The sequence below is a fragment of the Burkholderia sp. HI2714 genome (assembly GCF_002223085.1).
GTDB classification, from domain to species: domain Bacteria; phylum Pseudomonadota; class Gammaproteobacteria; order Burkholderiales; family Burkholderiaceae; genus Burkholderia; species Burkholderia lata_D.
In genome coordinates this window covers 18,778-35,387 of record NZ_NKFM01000010.1, presented here as the reverse complement: position 1 = coordinate 35,387, position 16,610 = coordinate 18,778, and the positions used below count along the sequence as shown (strand labels likewise).

At 59.5% G+C, this 16,610-nt stretch carries 29 protein-coding genes; all 29 read right to left on the bottom strand.

Annotated elements, in window-relative coordinates:
* Window positions 1–26 precede the first annotated feature (26 nt).
* The 29 genes from rpsM to rpsL all read right to left on the bottom strand — a co-directional run bounded on the left by rpsM (window position 27) and on the right by rpsL (window position 16,584).
* Window positions 27–392, bottom strand: coding sequence for a 30S ribosomal protein S13 (rpsM, locus tag CFB82_RS01955; RefSeq protein WP_006477178.1), 366 nt, complete (start codon window positions 390–392; stop codon window positions 27–29).
* A gap of 38 nt (window positions 393–430) precedes the next feature.
* Window positions 431–547 carry a 50S ribosomal protein L36 gene (gene rpmJ, locus CFB82_RS01950; RefSeq protein ID WP_004199844.1) on the bottom strand — a complete coding sequence of 39 codons (117 nt, stop codon included), beginning with the start codon at window positions 545–547 and terminating at the stop codon, window positions 431–433.
* 20 nt (window positions 548–567) lie between these two features.
* Window positions 568–786, bottom strand: a complete 219-nt coding sequence (gene infA, locus CFB82_RS01945) for a translation initiation factor IF-1 (protein ID WP_004521905.1) — start codon at window positions 784–786, stop codon at window positions 568–570.
* 7 nt (window positions 787–793) lie between these two features.
* Complete coding sequence (gene secY / locus CFB82_RS01940; RefSeq protein ID WP_006482915.1) at window positions 794–2,143, bottom strand: preprotein translocase subunit SecY; 1,350 nt, start codon at window positions 2,141–2,143, stop codon at window positions 794–796.
* A 42-nt stretch (window positions 2,144–2,185) separates the two neighbouring features.
* Window positions 2,186–2,620 (bottom strand): 50S ribosomal protein L15, encoded by a 435-nt coding sequence (gene rplO / locus CFB82_RS01935; protein ID WP_089483305.1) that lies wholly within the window; start codon window positions 2,618–2,620, stop codon window positions 2,186–2,188.
* A gap of 26 nt (window positions 2,621–2,646) precedes the next feature.
* Window positions 2,647–2,829 (bottom strand): 50S ribosomal protein L30, encoded by a 183-nt coding sequence (rpmD, locus tag CFB82_RS01930; protein ID WP_006400644.1) that lies wholly within the window; start codon window positions 2,827–2,829, stop codon window positions 2,647–2,649.
* Window positions 2,830–2,844: 15 nt separating this feature from the next.
* On the bottom strand, window positions 2,845–3,363 hold the full coding sequence (gene rpsE, locus CFB82_RS01925; protein WP_006482895.1) for a 30S ribosomal protein S5: 519 nt from the start codon (window positions 3,361–3,363) through the stop codon (window positions 2,845–2,847).
* 14 nt (window positions 3,364–3,377) lie between these two features.
* A complete protein-coding gene (rplR, locus tag CFB82_RS01920; protein ID WP_006477183.1) occupies window positions 3,378–3,743 on the bottom strand; it encodes a 50S ribosomal protein L18 in 366 nt (121 codons plus the stop codon).
* 12 nt (window positions 3,744–3,755) lie between these two features.
* Complete coding sequence (gene rplF, locus CFB82_RS01915; protein WP_006758786.1) at window positions 3,756–4,286, bottom strand: 50S ribosomal protein L6; 531 nt, start codon at window positions 4,284–4,286, stop codon at window positions 3,756–3,758.
* An 18-nt stretch (window positions 4,287–4,304) separates the two neighbouring features.
* On the bottom strand, window positions 4,305–4,700 hold the full coding sequence (gene rpsH / locus CFB82_RS01910; RefSeq protein ID WP_011350677.1) for a 30S ribosomal protein S8: 396 nt from the start codon (window positions 4,698–4,700) through the stop codon (window positions 4,305–4,307).
* A 14-nt stretch (window positions 4,701–4,714) separates the two neighbouring features.
* Window positions 4,715–5,020, bottom strand: a complete 306-nt coding sequence (gene rpsN / locus CFB82_RS01905; protein ID WP_011350676.1) for a 30S ribosomal protein S14 — start codon at window positions 5,018–5,020, stop codon at window positions 4,715–4,717.
* 7 nt (window positions 5,021–5,027) lie between these two features.
* On the bottom strand, window positions 5,028–5,567 hold the full coding sequence (gene rplE / locus CFB82_RS01900; protein ID WP_006477186.1) for a 50S ribosomal protein L5: 540 nt from the start codon (window positions 5,565–5,567) through the stop codon (window positions 5,028–5,030).
* A 16-nt stretch (window positions 5,568–5,583) separates the two neighbouring features.
* Window positions 5,584–5,892, bottom strand: coding sequence for a 50S ribosomal protein L24 (gene rplX, locus CFB82_RS01895; protein ID WP_006477187.1), 309 nt, complete (start codon window positions 5,890–5,892; stop codon window positions 5,584–5,586).
* 9 nt (window positions 5,893–5,901) lie between these two features.
* A complete protein-coding gene (gene rplN, locus CFB82_RS01890) occupies window positions 5,902–6,270 on the bottom strand; it encodes a 50S ribosomal protein L14 (RefSeq protein ID WP_006482918.1) in 369 nt (122 codons plus the stop codon).
* A gap of 309 nt (window positions 6,271–6,579) precedes the next feature.
* The gene (rpsQ, locus tag CFB82_RS01885; RefSeq protein ID WP_006477189.1) at window positions 6,580–6,852 is read right to left on the bottom strand and encodes a 30S ribosomal protein S17; all 273 of its coding nucleotides are present in this window, start codon (window positions 6,850–6,852) and stop codon (window positions 6,580–6,582) included.
* Entirely contained in the window at window positions 6,849–7,043 is a 195-nt protein-coding gene (gene rpmC, locus CFB82_RS01880; RefSeq protein ID WP_006400652.1) for a 50S ribosomal protein L29, read from the bottom strand. The genes rpsQ and rpmC overlap by 4 nt, the downstream gene beginning before the upstream one ends.
* A 9-nt stretch (window positions 7,044–7,052) precedes the next feature.
* Window positions 7,053–7,469: a 50S ribosomal protein L16 gene (rplP, locus tag CFB82_RS01875; protein ID WP_006482873.1), complete on the bottom strand. Its 417-nt coding sequence runs from the start codon at window positions 7,467–7,469 to the stop codon at window positions 7,053–7,055.
* Between the two features lie 2 nt (window positions 7,470–7,471).
* Window positions 7,472–8,272: a 30S ribosomal protein S3 gene (gene rpsC / locus CFB82_RS01870; protein WP_006482899.1), complete on the bottom strand. Its 801-nt coding sequence runs from the start codon at window positions 8,270–8,272 to the stop codon at window positions 7,472–7,474.
* Between the two features lie 11 nt (window positions 8,273–8,283).
* Window positions 8,284–8,613 (bottom strand): 50S ribosomal protein L22, encoded by a 330-nt coding sequence (gene rplV, locus CFB82_RS01865; RefSeq protein WP_004199272.1) that lies wholly within the window; start codon window positions 8,611–8,613, stop codon window positions 8,284–8,286.
* Between the two features lie 12 nt (window positions 8,614–8,625).
* A complete protein-coding gene (rpsS, locus tag CFB82_RS01860; protein WP_004199273.1) occupies window positions 8,626–8,901 on the bottom strand; it encodes a 30S ribosomal protein S19 in 276 nt (91 codons plus the stop codon).
* A 10-nt stretch (window positions 8,902–8,911) separates the two neighbouring features.
* Entirely contained in the window at window positions 8,912–9,739 is an 828-nt protein-coding gene (gene rplB, locus CFB82_RS01855) for a 50S ribosomal protein L2 (RefSeq protein WP_006482900.1), read from the bottom strand.
* Window positions 9,740–9,741: 2 nt separating this feature from the next.
* Window positions 9,742–10,056, bottom strand: coding sequence for a 50S ribosomal protein L23 (rplW, locus tag CFB82_RS01850; RefSeq protein WP_004199275.1), 315 nt, complete (start codon window positions 10,054–10,056; stop codon window positions 9,742–9,744).
* Complete coding sequence (rplD, locus tag CFB82_RS01845; RefSeq protein ID WP_011350675.1) at window positions 10,053–10,673, bottom strand: 50S ribosomal protein L4; 621 nt, start codon at window positions 10,671–10,673, stop codon at window positions 10,053–10,055. Before rplD ends, rplW begins: the two co-directional genes overlap by 4 nt.
* Window positions 10,673–11,323, bottom strand: coding sequence for a 50S ribosomal protein L3 (gene rplC, locus CFB82_RS01840; RefSeq protein ID WP_006482922.1), 651 nt, complete (start codon window positions 11,321–11,323; stop codon window positions 10,673–10,675). The genes rplD and rplC overlap by 1 nt, the downstream gene beginning before the upstream one ends.
* A gap of 178 nt (window positions 11,324–11,501) precedes the next feature.
* Window positions 11,502–11,813 (bottom strand): 30S ribosomal protein S10, encoded by a 312-nt coding sequence (gene rpsJ, locus CFB82_RS01835; protein ID WP_004199280.1) that lies wholly within the window; start codon window positions 11,811–11,813, stop codon window positions 11,502–11,504.
* A gap of 287 nt (window positions 11,814–12,100) precedes the next feature.
* Complete coding sequence (tuf, locus tag CFB82_RS01830) at window positions 12,101–13,291, bottom strand: elongation factor Tu (RefSeq protein ID WP_011350666.1); 1,191 nt, start codon at window positions 13,289–13,291, stop codon at window positions 12,101–12,103.
* A 43-nt stretch (window positions 13,292–13,334) separates the two neighbouring features.
* A complete protein-coding gene (gene fusA, locus CFB82_RS01825; protein WP_039339232.1) occupies window positions 13,335–15,437 on the bottom strand; it encodes an elongation factor G in 2,103 nt (700 codons plus the stop codon).
* Window positions 15,438–15,560: 123 nt separating this feature from the next.
* A complete protein-coding gene (gene rpsG, locus CFB82_RS01820) occupies window positions 15,561–16,031 on the bottom strand; it encodes a 30S ribosomal protein S7 (protein ID WP_006477195.1) in 471 nt (156 codons plus the stop codon).
* 172 nt (window positions 16,032–16,203) lie between these two features.
* Window positions 16,204–16,584, bottom strand: a complete 381-nt coding sequence (gene rpsL / locus CFB82_RS01815; RefSeq protein ID WP_006400662.1) for a 30S ribosomal protein S12 — start codon at window positions 16,582–16,584, stop codon at window positions 16,204–16,206.
* Between the last annotated feature and the right edge of the window lie 26 nt (window positions 16,585–16,610).

Below are 16,610 nucleotides of genomic sequence, written 5' to 3'. Positions count from 1 at the left end.
CGTTTTCCTGTAACTGTCAGTTCCGCTTACTTCTTCAGCGCTTGCGCTGCACGACGCGGACCCTTGCGAGTACGTGCGTTCGTACGCGTACGCTGACCGCGCATCGGCAGGCCCTTGCGATGACGAACACCACGGTAGCAACCGAGGTCCATCAGGCGCTTGATGTTCATCGTCACTTCACGGCGCAGATCGCCTTCGACGACAAACTTGCCCACTTCTTCACGCAGCTTTTCTAAGTCTGCGTCGGTCAAGTCCTTGACCTTCTTCGAAAAATCGACGCCAGCTGCCACGCAGATGCTGCGCGAACGGGTGCGGCCGACACCAAAGATTGCCGTCAGGCCGATCTCGGTGTGCTGGTGATTCGGGATGTTAACCCCTGCGATACGAGCCATTGTTTTTCCTCAAACAAAAAGCGCAAACAAACGCGCGGTCAGCCTTGGCGCTGCTTGTGGCGCGGATCCGAGCTGCAGATCACGCGAACGACGCCTTTGCGCTTGATGATCTTGCAATTGCGGCAAATGCGCTTAACCGATGCCATCACTTTCATGATAATACCCTTTTTTCAAATCACTTCGCCCGGAACACGATCCGCGCACGAGACAGATCGTAAGGCGTCAATTCAACCGTCACCTTGTCGCCAGGCAGGATGCGGATGTAGTGCATCCGCATCTTCCCGGAAATATGCCCCAATACGACATGGCCGTTTTCCAGCTTCACACGGAAGGTCGCATTCGGGAGGTTTTCAATCACCTCACCCTGCATCTGGATTACATCGTCTTTGGCCATAGTCCTTTCAACGCATCGGGATGTTGCCGCCCTTGAAGTTCGCCTTCTTGAGCAGTGACTCATACTGTTGCGACATAACGTACGACTGCACCTGCGCCATAAAGTCCATCGTGACGACGACAATGATCAGCAGCGACGTTCCACCAAAATAAAACGGCACGTTCCAGCGCAGCACCAGGAACTCCGGCAGCAGACACACGAAGACGATGTAGATCGCACCGGCCAGCGTCAGACGCGTGAGGATGCGGTCGATATATCGTGCGGTCTGATCGCCCGGACGAATGCCCGGAACAAACGCGCCGCTCTTCTTCAGGTTGTCTGCGGTTTCCCTGCTGTTGAACACCAGTGCGGTGTAGAAGAAGCAGAAAAACACGATCGCCAGCGTGTACAGCAACACATAGACCGGCTGGCCCGGCTTCAGCGCTTCCGCCACGTTATGCAACGTATTGGAAATCCAGCTTCCCGTCGGCTGACCGGTACTGAACCAGCCGAGAATCGTTGCCGGGAACAGAATGATCGACGATGCGAAGATCGGCGGAATCACACCCGACATGTTCAGCTTCAGCGGCAGGTGCGACGACTGCCCACCGTAGATCTTGTTGCCGACCTGGCGCTTCGCGTAGTTCACGAGGATCTTGCGCTGACCGCGTTCGATGAACACGACCAGGTAAGTCACCGCGGCAATCAGAACGACGATGATGATCGCCGAAATGATGCTCATCGAACCCGTACGCACCAGCTCGAACAACCCACCGACGGCATTCGGGAACCCTGCTGCGATCCCGCCGAAGATGATGATCGAGATACCGTTGCCCAGACCACGCTCGGTAATCTGCTCGCCGAGCCACATCAGGAACATCGTGCCCGTCACCAGCGTCACGACCGTCGTCAGACGGAACAGCATGCCGGGGTCGGTGACGAGGCCCGGCTGGTTTTCCAGCGCAGCCGCGATACCGAACGCCTGGAAGGTCGCGAGCACCACGGTGAAATACCGCGTGTACTGCGTGATCTTCCGTTGCCCTGCCTGCCCTTCCTTCTTCAGCGCCTCAAGCTGCGGCGAGACAATCGCCAGCAACTGCATGATGATCGATGCCGAGATGTACGGCATGATCCCCAGCGCAAAGATCGTGAAGCGGGAAAGCGCGCCACCCGAGAACATGTTGAACATGCCCAGGATGCCGCCCGCCTGGCTTTGGAACAGCTTCGCCAGTTGATCCGGATCGATGCCCGGCACGGGAATGTGCGCGCCGATGCGATAGACGATCAGCGCCAGGAGCAAGAACATTGCTCGCCGGCGCAGATCGCCGAATTTCGCCGTGCTTCGACCGGGTTTTGCAAGACTCGGGCTGTTAGCCAAGTACCTTCTCCGATGAATGCAAGTGACGACGCGCTACGCGTGTCACTCGGCGAACGAACCGCCAGCCGCTTCGATCGCAGCGCGCGCACCCTTGGTGGCACCGAGACCCTTCACGACGATCTTGCGCTTCAGTTCGCCCGTCGCGATGATCTTTGCGCTCTTCGTCAGCTCACCGACCAGGCCGGCTTGCTTCAGTGCGAGCAGATCGATCTCATCGACCGGCAGCTTCTCGAGGTCGGCCAGGCGCACTTCACCGACGAATTCCTTCGTCAGCGACGTGAAGCCGCGCTTCGGCAGACGACGTTGCAGCGGCATCTGACCGCCTTCGAAACCGACTTTGTGGAAGCCGCCCGAACGCGATTTCTGACCCTTGTGACCACGGCCAGCCGTCTTGCCGAGGCCCGAACCGATGCCACGGCCGACGCGACGCTTGGCGTGCTTGGCGCCAGCTGCCGGCTTCAGGTTATTCAATTCCATATCAACTCCTTGATCCGTAGGGCCGCTTACGCGATGACCTTAACGAGGTACGAGACCTTGTTGATCATGCCGCGGACCGCCGGCGTGTCCTGAAGCTCGCTGACCGAGTTGAGTCGGCGCAGGCCCAGGCCACGCACGGTCGCGCGGTGCGATTCGCGGGTCCCGATCAGGCTCTTAACGAGCTGAACCTTGACAGTTTTTTCAGACATGGTGACCACCCGGGCTTAGCCCAAAATTTCTTCGACGGACTTGCCGCGCTTCGCCGCGATGTCTGCCGGGGTGGACTGCTTGCGCAGACCGTCCAGCGTGGCGCGAACGAGGTTGTACGGGTTCGTCGAACCGTGGCTCTTCGCCACAACGTTCTGAACGCCCATCACGTCGAACACTGCGCGCATCGGGCCGCCGGCGATCACGCCCGTACCTGCCTTCGCCGGAGCGAGGAGGACAGCGGATGCGCCATGCTTGCCGTGCACTTCGTGTTGCAGCGTGCCGTTCTTGAGCGGCACCTTGAACATGTTGCGACGAGCTTGTTCCATTGCCTTCTGGACAGCGACCGGCACTTCCTTCGCCTTGCCCTTGCCCATACCGATGCGGCCATCACCGTCGCCAACCACGGTCAGTGCGGCGAAGCCGAGAATACGGCCACCCTTCACGACCTTGGTCACGCGATTGACCGAAATCATCTTTTCACGAAGGCCGTCGTCGCGCTCGTCAGCCTGAACTTTCGCTTGCATCTTTGCCATGACGAATTCCTTCCTTAGAACTTGAGCCCAGCTTCGCGAGCTGCCTCAGCCAGCGCCTTGACGCGGCCGTGGTAGCGGAAGCCCGAGCGGTCGAAGGCGACGGATTCGATGCCGGCAGCCTTTGCCTTTTCGGCAATACGCTTGCCGATCAGCGTCGCAGCATTGACGTTGCCGCCCTTGCCCGACTTGTCGGCCAGTTCTGCGCGCACTTCTGCTTCGAGCGTCGACGCGCTGGCGAGCACCTTGGTGCCGCACGGCGAGAACACTTGAGCGTAGATGTGCGTATTCGTGCGATGCACGGCGAGACGCGCGACCTGCAGCTCAGCGATCTTGATACGCGTCTGGCGAGCGCGGCGCAGGCGAGATTGAGTCTTATCCATGATTGCGCACCCTTACTTCTTCTTCGTTTCTTTGAGGATCACAACCTCGTCGGAATAGCGCACGCCCTTGCCCTTGTACGGCTCCGGCGGACGGTAACCGCGGACTTCCGCAGCTACTTGACCGACTTGTTGCTTGTTGATCCCCTTGATCACGATTTCGGTTTGCGTCGGGGTTTCTGCCTTGACGCCTTCCGGCATCTGGTGCACCACCGGGTGCGAGAAACCCAGCGACAGGTTCAGCTTGTCGCCTTGCGCTTGTGCACGATAACCGACGCCAACCAGCGTCAGCTTGCGCTCGAAACCCTTGGTCACGCCGTGCACGGCATTCGCGATAATCGCGCGCATCGTGCCCGACAGTGCATTTGCTTCGCGGCTTTCGTCCACCGGCGACAGGTTCAGCGTGCCGTCGTTGTTCGCCACGTTCACGAGCGGATTGATCGCTTGCGTGATGGTGCCCAGCGGGCCCTTGACGGTGATCGCACCGTCGGCCAGCTTGACTTCCGCGCCTTGCAGCGCGATCGGGCTCTTACCTACTCGAGACATGTTTCTCTCTCCTCGGCTTTAAGCGACGTAGCAGATGACTTCGCCGCCGACGCCGGTAGCGCGCGCCTTGCGGTCGGTCATCACGCCCTTCGGCGTCGACACGATTGCCACACCGAGGCCATTCATGACCTGCGGAATGTCGTTACGGCCACGGTACACTCGCAGGCCAGGCTTCGACACGCGTTCGATGCGTTCGATGACCGGACGGCCGGCGTAGTACTTCAGCGCGATATTCAGTTCGGACTTCGCACCTTCCGCCTTCACGGCGAAATCGTCGATATAGCCTTCGTCTTTCAGGACTTGCGCGATTGCAACCTTGACTTTCGACGAGGGCATCGACACCGATACCTTCTCGACCATCTGCCCATTGCGGATGCGAGTCAGCATATCGGCGATAGGATCACTCATGCTCATTTACGTTTCTCCTATTACCAGCTCGCCTTGGTCAGGCCAGGAATCTCGCCACGGAATGCGATTTCACGAATCTTGTTACGCGCGAGGCCGAATTTACGGAACGTGCCACGCGGACGGCCCGTGATCGCGCAGCGGTTACGCTGGCGGGTCGGGTTTGCGTTGCGGGGCAGTTGCTGCAGCTCAAGGCGTGCTTCGTAGCGCTCTTCTTCCGACTTGCTTTGGTCTTCGACGATCGCCTTCAGCGCATCGCGCTTTGCTGCGAACTTCGCGACCAGGCGGGCGCGCTTCTTTTCACGTTCGATCAGTGCCAGTTTAGCCACGGTAACCTCAGTTTCTGAACGGGAACTTGAAGCTGGCGAGCAGAGCCTTTGCTTCGTCGTCAGTCTTCGCAGTCGTCGTGATGCTGATGTTCAGCCCACGCAGTGCGTCGATCTTGTCGTAGTCGATTTCGGGGAAAATGATCTGCTCTTTCACACCGATGTTGTAGTTGCCACGGCCATCGAAAGCACGACCCGACACGCCGCGGAAGTCACGCACGCGGGGCAGGGCAACCGTCACGAAACGGTCGAGGAATTCGTACATTGCTTGGCCACGCAGCGTCACCATCGCGCCGATCGGGTAACCCTGGCGGATCTTGAAGCCTGCGATTGCCTTGCGTGCCTTCGTCACGACCGGCTTCTGACCAGCGATCTTCGTGAGGTCGCCAACGGCGTTCTCGATGATCTTCTTGTCAGCGATCGCTTCGCCAAGACCCATGTTCAGCGTGATCTTGGTGATGCGCGGCACTTCCATGACCGACTTGTAACCGAACTTCTCGATCAGGCCGGGCACAACCTTTTCTTTGTAAAACTCTTGAAAACGAGCCATTTTTTACTCCGCTGCGTCAGGCGCTCAGTACAGCACCGGTCGTCTTCAGGAAGCGAACCTTCTTGCCTTCCTCGACCTTGATGCCAACACGCGACGCCTTGCCATTCGCGTCGACCAGTGCGACGTTCGAAATATGCAGGGGCATCGTCTTCGCTTCCACGCCGCCAGTCGTACCCTTCATCGGGTTCGGCTTCACATGCTTCTTGACGAGGTTGATACCTTCAACCGTCACATGCTCTGCACCGACTGCCAGCACGACGCCGCGCTTGCCCTTGTCCTTGCCAGTGACGACGATGACTTCGTCACCTTTGCGAATCTTGTTCATCGCGACTCCTTACAGCACTTCCGGCGCCAGCGAAACGATCTTCATGAATCGTTCGCTACGCAGCTCACGCGTGACCGGCCCGAAGATACGGGTGCCGATCGGCTCGAGCTTGTTATTCAAAAGCACAGCGGCGTTGCCGTCGAACTTGATCAGCGAGCCGTCTTGACGGCGCACGCCCTTGGCGGTGCGGACCACCACGGCGTTGTAAATTTCGCCTTTCTTCACGCGCCCGCGCGGCGTTGCCTCTTTGACGCTCACCTTGATGATGTCGCCAATGCCGGCATAACGACGCTTCGAGCCGCCGAGCACCTTGATGCACAGGACTTCACGTGCACCCGTGTTGTCGGCTACTTCGAGCCGAGATTCGGTCTGGATCATGGTTTGTCTTTCCCAACTTAATCCGGATGCACCACCATGATGCATTCGGTCAGTCTTGGTCCCGTCAGCCAATCGGCTGCTTGGGTTGGAACAGCAGCGACGGCAAACGAAACCCGCCATCGCAATTCGGTGAATCTTTCGGACAGGCAGGCGCCAGTCCGCTTCCCCCACCAACTTCGCCCGCGACGGGGCTCCCATAAAGAGGGAAGACCAGGATTATAACAAATAATCCTGGTCACGCAAGCAAATACTTTGCGATTTCAAGCACTTCGCGGAGAAGTGCCCGTTACTGCCTACTGCGCTGCCCGCTTAGATGACGCGAGCTGCTTCGACGAGGCGCGACACCGTCCAGGCCTTCGTCTTCGAAACAGGACGAGTTTCCTGGATTTCGACGAGATCGCCTTCGTTGTAGGTGTTCGCTTCATCGTGCGCGTGGTACTTCTTCGAACGCACGACATACTTGCCGTAGATCGGGTGCTTGACGCGGTGCTCGATCAGCACGGTGACGGTCTTGTCCATCTTGTTGCTGACGACCCGACCGACCAGCGTCCGCTTCAGCGAGGTTTTCACGCTATCGTTCATTTCTGGTTCGCCTTCTGAGTCATGACGGTCCGCACACGTGCGATGTCGCGACGAACCTTCTTCAGCTGGCTCGTGTTAGTGAGCTGCTGGGTCGCGAGTTGCATGCGCAGGCCGAATTGCGCCTTCAGCAGGTCCGCCAGCTCCTTGTTGAGCGCGGCCTGGTCTTTCTGGAGAAGTTCGGAAGCCTTCATATTTTCTCCTTAGGCGCCGAGCTGGCGCACGATGAACGCCGTCTTCAGCGGCAGCTTGGCTGCAGCCAGACGGAACGCTTCGCGTGCCAGTTCTTCGGTTACGCCGTCCATTTCATAGAGCATCTTGCCCGGCTGAATCTCGGCGACGTAGTACTCAGGGTTACCCTTACCGTTACCCATACGCACTTCGGCCGGCTTCTGCGAAATCGGCTTGTCCGGGAAGATCCGGATCCAGATGCGGCCGCCACGCTTGATGTGACGCGTCATTGCACGACGCGCCGCTTCAATCTGGCGTGCGGTCAAACGACCGCGACCGATAGCCTTCAGGCCGAATTCACCGAACGACACTGCGTTGCCGCGCGTCGCCTTGCCGGTGTTACGACCTTTCTGCTCTTTACGATACTTTCTGCGTTTCGGTTGCAGCATCGTTATTCTCCAGTCTTGCCGTCTTCGGGCTTGCCGGCGCCGCGGCGCGGTGCGCCACGACGAGCACCCGGAGCGCCGCCTTCGCCGTCACGGCGCGGACGACGGTCGCCCGGACGCGCATTGCGACGCGGACGCTTGTCTTCGGCTACTTCTTCCACCACCGGTGCGTCGTTGCGGCCGAGCGTATCGCCCTTGTAAACCCACACCTTGACGCCGATGATCCCGTAGGTCGTCTTCGCTTCCGAGGTCGCGTAGTCGATATCAGCACGCAGCGTGTGAAGGGGCACGCGACCTTCGCGATACCACTCCGTACGAGCGATTTCGATACCGTTCAGACGGCCCGCGCTCATGATCTTGATGCCTTGGGCACCCAGACGCATCGCGTTCTGCATCGCACGCTTCATCGCGCGACGGAACATGATCCGGCGCTCGAGCTGTTGCGTGATCGAGTCAGCGATCAGCTGAGCATCGGTTTCCGGCTTGCGGATTTCCTCGATGTTGACGTGAACCGGCACGCCCATGCGGCGTTGCAGTTCCGTCTTCAGCTGTTCGATATCCTCGCCCTTCTTGCCGATGACCACGCCCGGACGCGAGCTGTAAATCGTGATGCGCGCGTTCTTCGCCGGACGCTCGATGACGACCCGACCGACCGAAGCGTTCTTCAGCTTCTTCTTCAGGTATTCACGAACACCGATGTCTTCCTGCAGCATCGCCGCGAAATTGTTGTTGTTCGCGTACCAACGCGAAGCCCAATTGCGGCTGACAGCCAGGCGGAAGCCAGTCGGATGAATTTTCTGTCCCATCGTATGGCTCCTTAATTCCCGACCGTCACAGTGATGTGACAGGATTGCTTCTCGATGCGGTTACCGCGGCCCTTGGCGCGCGCGGTGAAACGCTTGAGCGATGCAGCCTTGTCGACGTAGATGCTCTTGATCTTGAGCTCGTCGATATCAGCGCCTTCGTTGTGCTCCGCATTCGCGATTGCCGACAGCACAACCTTCTTCACGATGCCAGCCGCCTTCTTCGGCGAGAACGTCAGAACGTTCAGCGCCTTGTCGACCGGCAAACCGCGGATCTGGTCAGCCACAAGGCGCGTTTTCTGCGCCGAGATGCGGGCACCGCGATGAATTGCTTTCACTTCCATCTTGATTGCCCCTTATTTCTTGGCCTTCTTGTCGGCTGCGTGACCCTTGAACGTACGGGTCAGTGCGAACTCGCCAAGCTTGTGGCCGACCATGTTTTCCGAGATGTACACCGGAACGTGTTGACGGCCGTTGTGAACAGCGATCGTCAGGCCGATGAAATCCGGCAGAATCGTCGAGCGACGCGACCAGGTCTTGATCGGCTTTTTGTCGCGCGAAGCTGCAGCCGCCTCAACTTTCTTCAGCAAATGGGCGTCGCAGAACGGACCTTTTTTAACAGAACGTGCCATTGCCTACTCCTTAACGCTTGTGACGGCGCTGGACGATCATCGTCGTCGTGCGCTTGTTGCTGCGGGTGCGGTAACCCTTAGCCGGCGTACCCCACGGGCTCACCGGGTCGCGACCTGCAGCCGTCTTGCCCTCACCACCACCGTGCGGGTGATCGACCGGGTTCATCGCAACGCCACGCACCGTCGGGCGGATACCGCGCCAGCGGTTCGCGCCAGCCTTGCCGATCTGGCGCAGGCTATGCTCTTCGTTGCCGACTTCACCGATCGTTGCACGGCACTCGATGTGCACGCGGCGGATTTCGCCCGAACGCAGACGAACCTGCGCGTAGACGCCTTCACGTGCCAGCAGCATGGCCGACGTGCCAGCCGAACGCGCCATTTGCGCGCCCTTGCCCGGCAGCATCTCGATGCAGTGGATCGTCGTACCGACCGGAATGTTGCGGATCGGCAGCGTGTTGCCTGCTCGGATCGGCGCTTCCGAACCCGACATCAGCTGTTGGCCGACGGTCAGGCCCTTCGGGGCGATGATGTAGCGACGTTCGCCGTCTGCGTAGAGCACCAGCGCGATGTTCGCGCTACGGTTCGGGTCGTACTCGAGACGCTCGACCTTTGCCGGAATGCCATCCTTCGTGCGACGGAAATCGACGATACGGTAGTGCTGCTTGTGACCACCACCCTTGTGACGCGTGGTGATACGACCGTTGTTGTTACGGCCGGCGGTCGAGCTCTGCGAGTCGAGCAGTGCCGCGAACGGCTTGCCCTGGTGCAGGTTCTTGTTGACCACCTTGACCATCGCGCGGCGACCCGGCGATGTCGGCTTAACTTTAACGATTGCCATGATTACTTGGCCTCCGCTTCAAAGTTGATTTCCTGGCCGGGCTTCAGGCAAACGTACGCCTTCTTCACGTCCTTGCGGCGGCCCATCGAACGGCCAAAGCGCTTTTGCTTGCCCTTCTGAACCAGCACGTTGACGGAATCAACTTCAACCTTGAACAGCAGCTCGACAGCCGCCTTCACTTCCTGCTTCGTGGCATCCGGTGCGACTTCGAACACGACTTGCTCGTTCTTGTCGGCAACCAGCGTCGCCTTTTCCGAGATCACCGGTGCGAGCAGGACCTGCATCAAACGATGATCGTTCTTGCGAATCTCGCTCATGACAGCAACTCCTCGATCTGGGCGACCGCAGCCTTCGTGACCAGCACTTTCTTGAAGTAGATCAGCGAGAGCGGGTCAGCGTAGCGCGGCTCGACAATTGCCACGTGCGGCAGGTTGCGCGATGCCAGGTACAGGTTTTCGTCAACCGTGTCGGTGATGATCAGCACGGAGTCGAGACCCATGGTCTTGAATTTTTCGGCCAGCAGCTTGGTCTTCGGCGCTTCGAGGATGATGTCCTCGACGACCGACAGACGGCCTTCACGGGCCAGCTGCGAGAAGATCGAGCAGAGACCTGCGCGATGCATCTTCTTGTTGACCTTGTGCGAGAAGTTTTCTTCCGGCGAATTCGGGAAGATACGACCACCGCCGCGCCACAACGGGCTCGACGACATACCGGCACGAGCGCGGCCCGTACCCTTCTGGCGCCACGGCTTCTTCGTCGTGTGCTTGACTTGCTCACGGTCCTTCTGTGCGCGGTTACCTTGGCGAGCATTCGCCTGGTAAGCGACGACGACCTGGTGGATCAGCGCTTCGTTGTAGTCACGACCGAACACGACGTCCGATGCGTTGACCACTGCACCTTCCTGACCATTTTCGTTCAGGAGCTTGAGTTCCATTATTTCGCCCCCTTGGTCTTGACGGCCGGCGTCACGAAGACCTTGCCGCCCTTCGCGCCCGGAATCGCACCCTTCACGAGCAGCAGCTTGCGCTCTGCGTCGATACGAGCGATTTCGAGGTTCTGCACCGTCACCGTCACGTCACCCATGTGACCCGTCATGCGTTTACCCGGGAAAACACGACCCGGATCCTGCGCCATACCGATCGAGCCCGGCACATTGTGCGAGCGCGAGTTACCGTGCGTAGCACGGCCGGAGGAGAAGTTGTAACGCTTGATCGTACCGGCGTAGCCCTTACCGATCGACACGCCTTGCACGTCGACCTTCTGGCCCACTTCGAAAAGATCGGCACCGACCACGGCGCCATTCGACAGCTCAGCTGCCTTGGCCGCGTCAATGCGGAATTCCTTGAGGATTTCACCGGCTTCGACACCGGCTTTGGCGAGATGACCTGCCAGCGGCTTCGTCACGCGCGAGGCACGACGGGAGCCGAATGCAACCTGCACGGCCGTGTAGCCGTCGGTTTCAACAGTCTTGATCTGCGTCACGCGGTTGTCCGACACGTCCAGCACGGTGACGGGAATCGAATCCCCTTCCGCCGTGAAGATACGGGTCATGCCAACCTTGCGACCTACGAGTCCAAGGCTCATCATTTTCTCCATTCCCGACTGCGATTGGTCGGGGCTGATTTACAAAATGCCGGGCACGCAAGGCCCAACTTTTTTACACGAATACGCGAAAAGCCAAGCAGTATAGCCCGACTTCTCGATTTCCGCAAGCAATACAAAGACTTAGCGCCGCCCGGCATGCCGATCGGCGCTGGAAGCCTTACTGCAGCTTGATTTCCACGTCGACGCCAGCCGGCAGGTCGAGCTTCATCAGCGCGTCAACCGTCTTGTCGGTCGGATCGACGATGTCCATCAGGCGCTGGTGGGTACGGATTTCGAGCTGATCGCGCGACGTCTTGTTGACGTGCGGCGAACGCAGGATGTCAAAACGCTGAATGCGCGTCGGCAGCGGCACCGGGCCACGGACGATTGCGCCAGTCCGCTTCGCGGTATCGACGATTTCGGCAGCCGATTGATCGATCAGACGATAGTCGAAAGCCTTCAGGCGAATGCGGATTTTCTGTTGCTGCATGACGATTCCTTGGAAAGAGCGAGGCGATGTTGCATCGCCGGACACTAAAAGAACGTGAAACATGACGCCTGCGGGGAGCGAGACATCAGGTTCCGGACGGTACTTCCACTGCTAAGCCCGCGATTCTACACGAAATTCTGGAGCGATGGTGCGAGTTTCTCGCCCCGCGCAACGGCGCACCGGAAAAACAAAACCGGGTGCCAGCGCAAGCTGGACACCCGGTTTCGACGGTACGGACTGCATACCGCGGAATCGCGGACCCCGTCGGGATCCGCGGATCGTCGATATTACTCGATGATCTTGGCGACGACGCCGGCGCCGACCGTACGGCCGCCTTCGCGGATTGCGAAGCGCAGACCTTCTTCCATCGCGATCGGGGCAATCAGCTTCACCGTGATCGACACGTTGTCGCCCGGCATCACCATTTCCTTGTCCTTCGGCAGCTCGATCGAGCCCGTCACGTCCGTCGTACGGAAGTAGAACTGCGGACGGTAGTTGTTGAAGAACGGCGTGTGACGGCCGCCTTCGTCCTTGCTCAGCACGTACACTTCAGCCGTGAAGTGCGTGTGCGGCGTGATCGAACCCGGCTTCGCCAGAACCTGGCCACGCTCCACGTCTTCACGCTTCGTGCCGCGCAGCAGGATACCAACGTTGTCGCCTGCTTGACCTTGGTCCAGCAGCTTGCGGAACATTTCAACGCCCGTGCAGGTCGTCTTCACCGTCGGCTTGATACCGACGATTTCGATTTCTTCGCCGACCTTCACGATGCCGCGCTCAACGCGACCCGTCACAACCGTACCACGGCCCGAGATCGAGAACACGTCTTCCACCGGCATCAGGAACGCGCCGTCAACTGCACGCTCCGGCGTCGGGATGTACGTGTCCAGCGCGTCGGCCAGGCTCATGATCGCCACTTCGCCCAGCTCGCCCGTGTCGCCTTCCAGCGCCAGCTTCGCCGAACCCTTCACGATCGGCGTGTCGTCGCCCGGGAAGTCGTACTTCGACAGGAGTTCGCGAACTTCCATCTCGACCAGCTCGAGCAGTTCAGCGTCGTCCACCATGTCGCACTTGTTCAGGAACACGATGATGTACGGAACGCCAACCTGACGCGCCAGCAGGATGTGCTCACGCGTTTGCGGCATCGGGCCGTCTGCTGCCGAGCAAACCAGGATCGCGCCGTCCATCTGCGCTGCGCCCGTGATCATGTTCTTCACATAGTCAGCGTGGCCCGGGCAGTCGACGTGTGCGTAGTGGCGGTTAGCCGTTTCGTACTCGACGTGTGCCGTGTTGATCGTGATGCCGCGCGCCTTTTCTTCCGGTGCCGCGTCGATCTGGTCGTATGCCTTCGCTTCGCCGCCGAACTTCTTCGTCAGAACCGTCGTGATCGCTGCCGTCAGCGTCGTCTTGCCGTGGTCAACGTGACCAATCGTACCAACGTTCACGTGCGGCTTGGTCCGCTCGAATTTACCTTTTGCCATGATTCTCTTCTTTCAAAAAATTAATCGATTGGTAGCTACAGATTTACTTCGACTTCGCGCTGATGATCGCGTCTGCAACGTTGCGCGGAGCTTCAGCGTAGTGCTTGAACTCCATCGTGTACGTTGCGCGACCTTGCGTCAGCGAGCGCAGCGACGTCGAATAGCCGAACATTTCCGACAGCGGGACTTCGGCGCGCACGATCTTGCCGCCGCCAACCATGTCTTCCATGCCCTGGACGATACCGCGACGGCCCGACAGGTCGCCCATCACGTTGCCCATGTAGTCTTCCGGCGTCTCGACTTCGACAGCCATCATCGGCTCGAGGACGACCGGGTTCGCCTTGCGCATTGCTTCCTTGAACGCCATCGAACCGGCCATGCGGAACGCGTTTTCGTTCGAGTCAACGTCGTGGTACGAACCGAACGTCAGGTGAACCTTCACGTCGACGACCGGGAAGCCAGCCAGCACGCCCGACTTCAGCGTGTCCTGGATACCCTTGTCGACCGCCGGGATGTATTCACGCGGAATCACACCACCCTTGATCTCGTCGAAGAACTCGTAGCCCTTGCCTTGTTCGTTCGGCTCGAGCGTGATCACTGCGTGACCGTACTGGCCACGACCGCCCGACTGCTTGACGAACTTGCCGTCGACGTCCTTCGCCGTCGAACGGATCGTTTCGCGGTATGCAACCTGCGGCTTGCCGACGGTTGCTTCCACGCCGAATTCACGCTTCATCCGGTCGACCAGAATTTCGAGGTGGAGCTCGCCCATGCCCGAAATGATGGTCTGGCCCGACTCTTCGTCGGTCTGCACGCGGAACGACGGATCTTCCTGAGCCAGACGGTTCAGCGCCAGGCCCATCTTTTCCTGGTCAGCCTTGGTCTTCGGCTCGACAGCCTGCGAAATCACCGGCTCCGGGAACACCATGCGCTCGAGCACGATCGGGTTTGCCGGATCGCACAGCGTATCGCCGGTGGTCGCTTCCTTCAGGCCGACCGCAGCAGCGATGTCGCCTGCACGGACTTCCTTGATTTCTTCACGCTGGTTCGCGTGCATCTGCAGAATACGGCCGAGGCGTTCCTTCTTGCCCTTGGTCGAGTTCAGCAGCGTGTCGCCCGAGTTGACGACGCCCGAGTACACACGGAAGAAGATCAGCTGGCCGACGAACGGGTCGGTCATGATCTTGAACGCGAGCGACGAGAACTTCTCCTCGTCCGACGCCTTGCGCTCTGCTTCTTCACCGTTTTCGAGCTCGCCCTTGACCGGCGGGATGTCGACCGGCGACGGCAGGAAGTCGATCACGGCGTCGAGCATACGCTGCACGCCCTTGTTCTTGAACGCGGTACCGCACAGCATCGGCTGGATTTCGCACGCGATCGTACGGTCGCGCAGCGCCTTGACGATGTCGGCTTCCGGCAGGTCGCCTTCTTCCAGGTACTTGTTCATCAGGTCTTCGCTGGCTTCAGCAGCCACTTCGACCATCTTCTCGCGCCATTCCTTGCAGGTCTCTGCGAGCTCGGCCGGGATGTCGACGTAGTCGAACTTCGTGCCTTGCGACGCTTCGTCCCAAATGATCGCCTTCATCTTGATCAGGTCGACGACGCCCTTGAAGTTTTCTTCCGCGCCGATCGGCACCACGACCGGAACCGGGTTCGCCTTCAGGCGCAGACGGAGCTGGTCGTAGACCTTGAAGAAGTTCGCACCGGTACGGTCCATCTTGTTGACGAACGCGAGACGCGGCACCTTGTACTTGTTAGCCTGGCGCCACACCGTTTCCGACTGCGGCTGCACGCCGCCCACTGCGCAGTACACCATGCACGCGCCGTCGAGCACGCGCATCGAGCGCTCGACTTCAATCGTGAAGTCGACGTGGCCCGGGGTGTCGATGATGTTGATGCGGTGTTCCGGATAGTTGCCGCCCATGCCCTTCCAGAAGGCGGTGGTAGCAGCGGACGTGATCGTGATGCCACGCTCCTGTTCCTGCTCCATCCAGTCCATCGTGGCTGCGCCGTCGTGGACTTCACCGATCTTGTGGTTCACACCGGTGTAAAACAGAATGCGCTCGGTCGTCGTCGTTTTGCCGGCGTCGATGTGAGCGCTAATACCGATATTGCGGTAGCGCTCGATAGGAGTCTTGCGAGCCACTTTGATCCTCTACTGGGATGACACGATGCAGCCCTGCTGCATCATGCTTCAACACAAACGGGCGAGGCGCCTGAAAAGCGCACCCGCCCGGAATTTATTTCCGCTAAAAGCCCAGCCAGGCGCTTAGAAACGGAAATGCGAGAACGCGCGGTTGGCTTCTGCCATGCGGTGAACTTCGTCGCGCTTCTTCATCGCGCCGCCACGGCCTTCGGCCGCTTCGGAGAGTTCACCTGCCAGGCGCAGGGCCATCGACTTCTCGCTACGCTTCTTCGCAGCCTCACGCAGCCAGCGCATCGCCAATGCCATACGACGCGACGGGCGCACTTCGACCGGAACTTGATAGTTGGCACCACCAACGCGACGGCTCTTCACTTCGACCACCGGCTTGACGTTGTTGAGCGCAACCGTGAACACTTCCAGCGGGTCCTTGCCACCCTTGGTCTGGATTTGTTCGAATGCGCCATAAACGATGCGCTCTGCGACCGACTTCTTGCCGGACAGCATCAGCATGTTCATGAACTTGGCTACATCAACGTTACCGAACTTCGGATCCGGCAACACTTCCCGCTTGGGGACTTCGCGACGACGCGGCATGATTCTTCCTTTACTTGTTCAGTTGGAGCTGGTTCCAGCTCCGCGGCCACCAACAAACCCGATCACATCTTCACGACTAACCAGCTTGGCCGGGTGACCACTTACTCGACAGCACCGGCAATCCGGCACTCCCGCCTTGACCGCCCTGCGGCGATCCCTGATCAAAAACTGCTTACTTGGCAGCCTTTGCACGCTTCGCGCCGTACTTCGAGCGCGCTTGCTTACGGTCCTTGACGCCCTGGGTATCCAGCGAGCCGCGAACCATGTGGTAACGCACACCCGGCAAGTCCTTTACACGGCCGCCGCGGATCAGCACAACCGAGTGTTCCTGCAGGTTGTGGCCTTCACCGCCGATGTACGAAATCACTTCGAAGCCGTTCGTCAGACGAACCTTGGCGACCTTACGGAGTGCCGAGTTCGGCTTCTTCGGCGTCGTCGTGTACACACGGGTGCACACGCCGCGACGCTGGGGGCAGTCCTGCAGGGCCGGGCTCTTGCTCTTCGTCGTTTCCGACTGACGGCCTTTGCGAACCAGTTGGTTGATGGTTGGCATTGTTTATTCCTGAAATTGAACAAAAT

Coding starts and splice junctions, on each gene's coding strand:
- rplB (WP_006482900.1), bottom strand. CDS start 9,739: ATGGCAATCGTTAAAGTTAAGCCGACATCGCCGGGTCGCCGCGCGATG.
- rpsE (WP_006482895.1), bottom strand. CDS start 3,363: ATGGCAAAGATGCAAGCGAAAGTTCAGGCTGACGAGCGCGACGACGGC.
- infA (WP_004521905.1), bottom strand. CDS start 786: ATGGCCAAAGACGATGTAATCCAGATGCAGGGTGAGGTGATTGAAAAC.
- rplF (WP_006758786.1), bottom strand. CDS start 4,286: ATGTCTCGAGTAGGTAAGAGCCCGATCGCGCTGCAAGGCGCGGAAGTC.
- rpsC (WP_006482899.1), bottom strand. CDS start 8,272: ATGGGACAGAAAATTCATCCGACTGGCTTCCGCCTGGCTGTCAGCCGC.
- rpsQ (WP_006477189.1), bottom strand. CDS start 6,852: ATGAACGATAGCGTGAAAACCTCGCTGAAGCGGACGCTGGTCGGTCGG.
- rpsM (WP_006477178.1), bottom strand. CDS start 392: ATGGCTCGTATCGCAGGGGTTAACATCCCGAATCACCAGCACACCGAG.
- rplV (WP_004199272.1), bottom strand. CDS start 8,613: ATGGAAGTGAAAGCAATTCATCGCGGTGCCCGCATCTCGGCGCAGAAA.
- rplW (WP_004199275.1), bottom strand. CDS start 10,056: ATGAGCGAGATTCGCAAGAACGATCATCGTTTGATGCAGGTCCTGCTC.
- rpmJ (WP_004199844.1), bottom strand. CDS start 547: ATGAAAGTGATGGCATCGGTTAAGCGCATTTGCCGCAATTGCAAGATC.
- rplX (WP_006477187.1), bottom strand. CDS start 5,892: ATGAACAAGATTCGCAAAGGTGACGAAGTCATCGTCGTCACTGGCAAG.
- rpsJ (WP_004199280.1), bottom strand. CDS start 11,813: ATGCAGCAACAGAAAATCCGCATTCGCCTGAAGGCTTTCGACTATCGT.
- rpsS (WP_004199273.1), bottom strand. CDS start 8,901: ATGGCACGTTCTGTTAAAAAAGGTCCGTTCTGCGACGCCCATTTGCTG.
- rplC (WP_006482922.1), bottom strand. CDS start 11,323: ATGAGCCTTGGACTCGTAGGTCGCAAGGTTGGCATGACCCGTATCTTC.
- rpmD (WP_006400644.1), bottom strand. CDS start 2,829: ATGTCTGAAAAAACTGTCAAGGTTCAGCTCGTTAAGAGCCTGATCGGG.
- rpmC (WP_006400652.1), bottom strand. CDS start 7,043: ATGAAGGCTTCCGAACTTCTCCAGAAAGACCAGGCCGCGCTCAACAAG.
- rplR (WP_006477183.1), bottom strand. CDS start 3,743: ATGGATAAGACTCAATCTCGCCTGCGCCGCGCTCGCCAGACGCGTATC.
- rplP (WP_006482873.1), bottom strand. CDS start 7,469: ATGCTGCAACCGAAACGCAGAAAGTATCGTAAAGAGCAGAAAGGTCGT.
- rplO (WP_089483305.1), bottom strand. CDS start 2,620: ATGGAATTGAATAACCTGAAGCCGGCAGCTGGCGCCAAGCACGCCAAG.
- rplE (WP_006477186.1), bottom strand. CDS start 5,567: ATGGCTCGTTTTCAAGAGTTTTACAAAGAAAAGGTTGTGCCCGGCCTG.
- rpsL (WP_006400662.1), bottom strand. CDS start 16,584: ATGCCAACCATCAACCAACTGGTTCGCAAAGGCCGTCAGTCGGAAACG.
- rpsH (WP_011350677.1), bottom strand. CDS start 4,700: ATGAGCATGAGTGATCCTATCGCCGATATGCTGACTCGCATCCGCAAT.
- rplD (WP_011350675.1), bottom strand. CDS start 10,673: ATGGAACTCAAGCTCCTGAACGAAAATGGTCAGGAAGGTGCAGTGGTC.
- rpsG (WP_006477195.1), bottom strand. CDS start 16,031: ATGCCGCGTCGTCGCGAAGTCCCCAAGCGGGAAGTGTTGCCGGATCCG.
- tuf (WP_011350666.1), bottom strand. CDS start 13,291: ATGGCAAAAGGTAAATTCGAGCGGACCAAGCCGCACGTGAACGTTGGT.
- rplN (WP_006482918.1), bottom strand. CDS start 6,270: ATGATCCAGACCGAATCTCGGCTCGAAGTAGCCGACAACACGGGTGCA.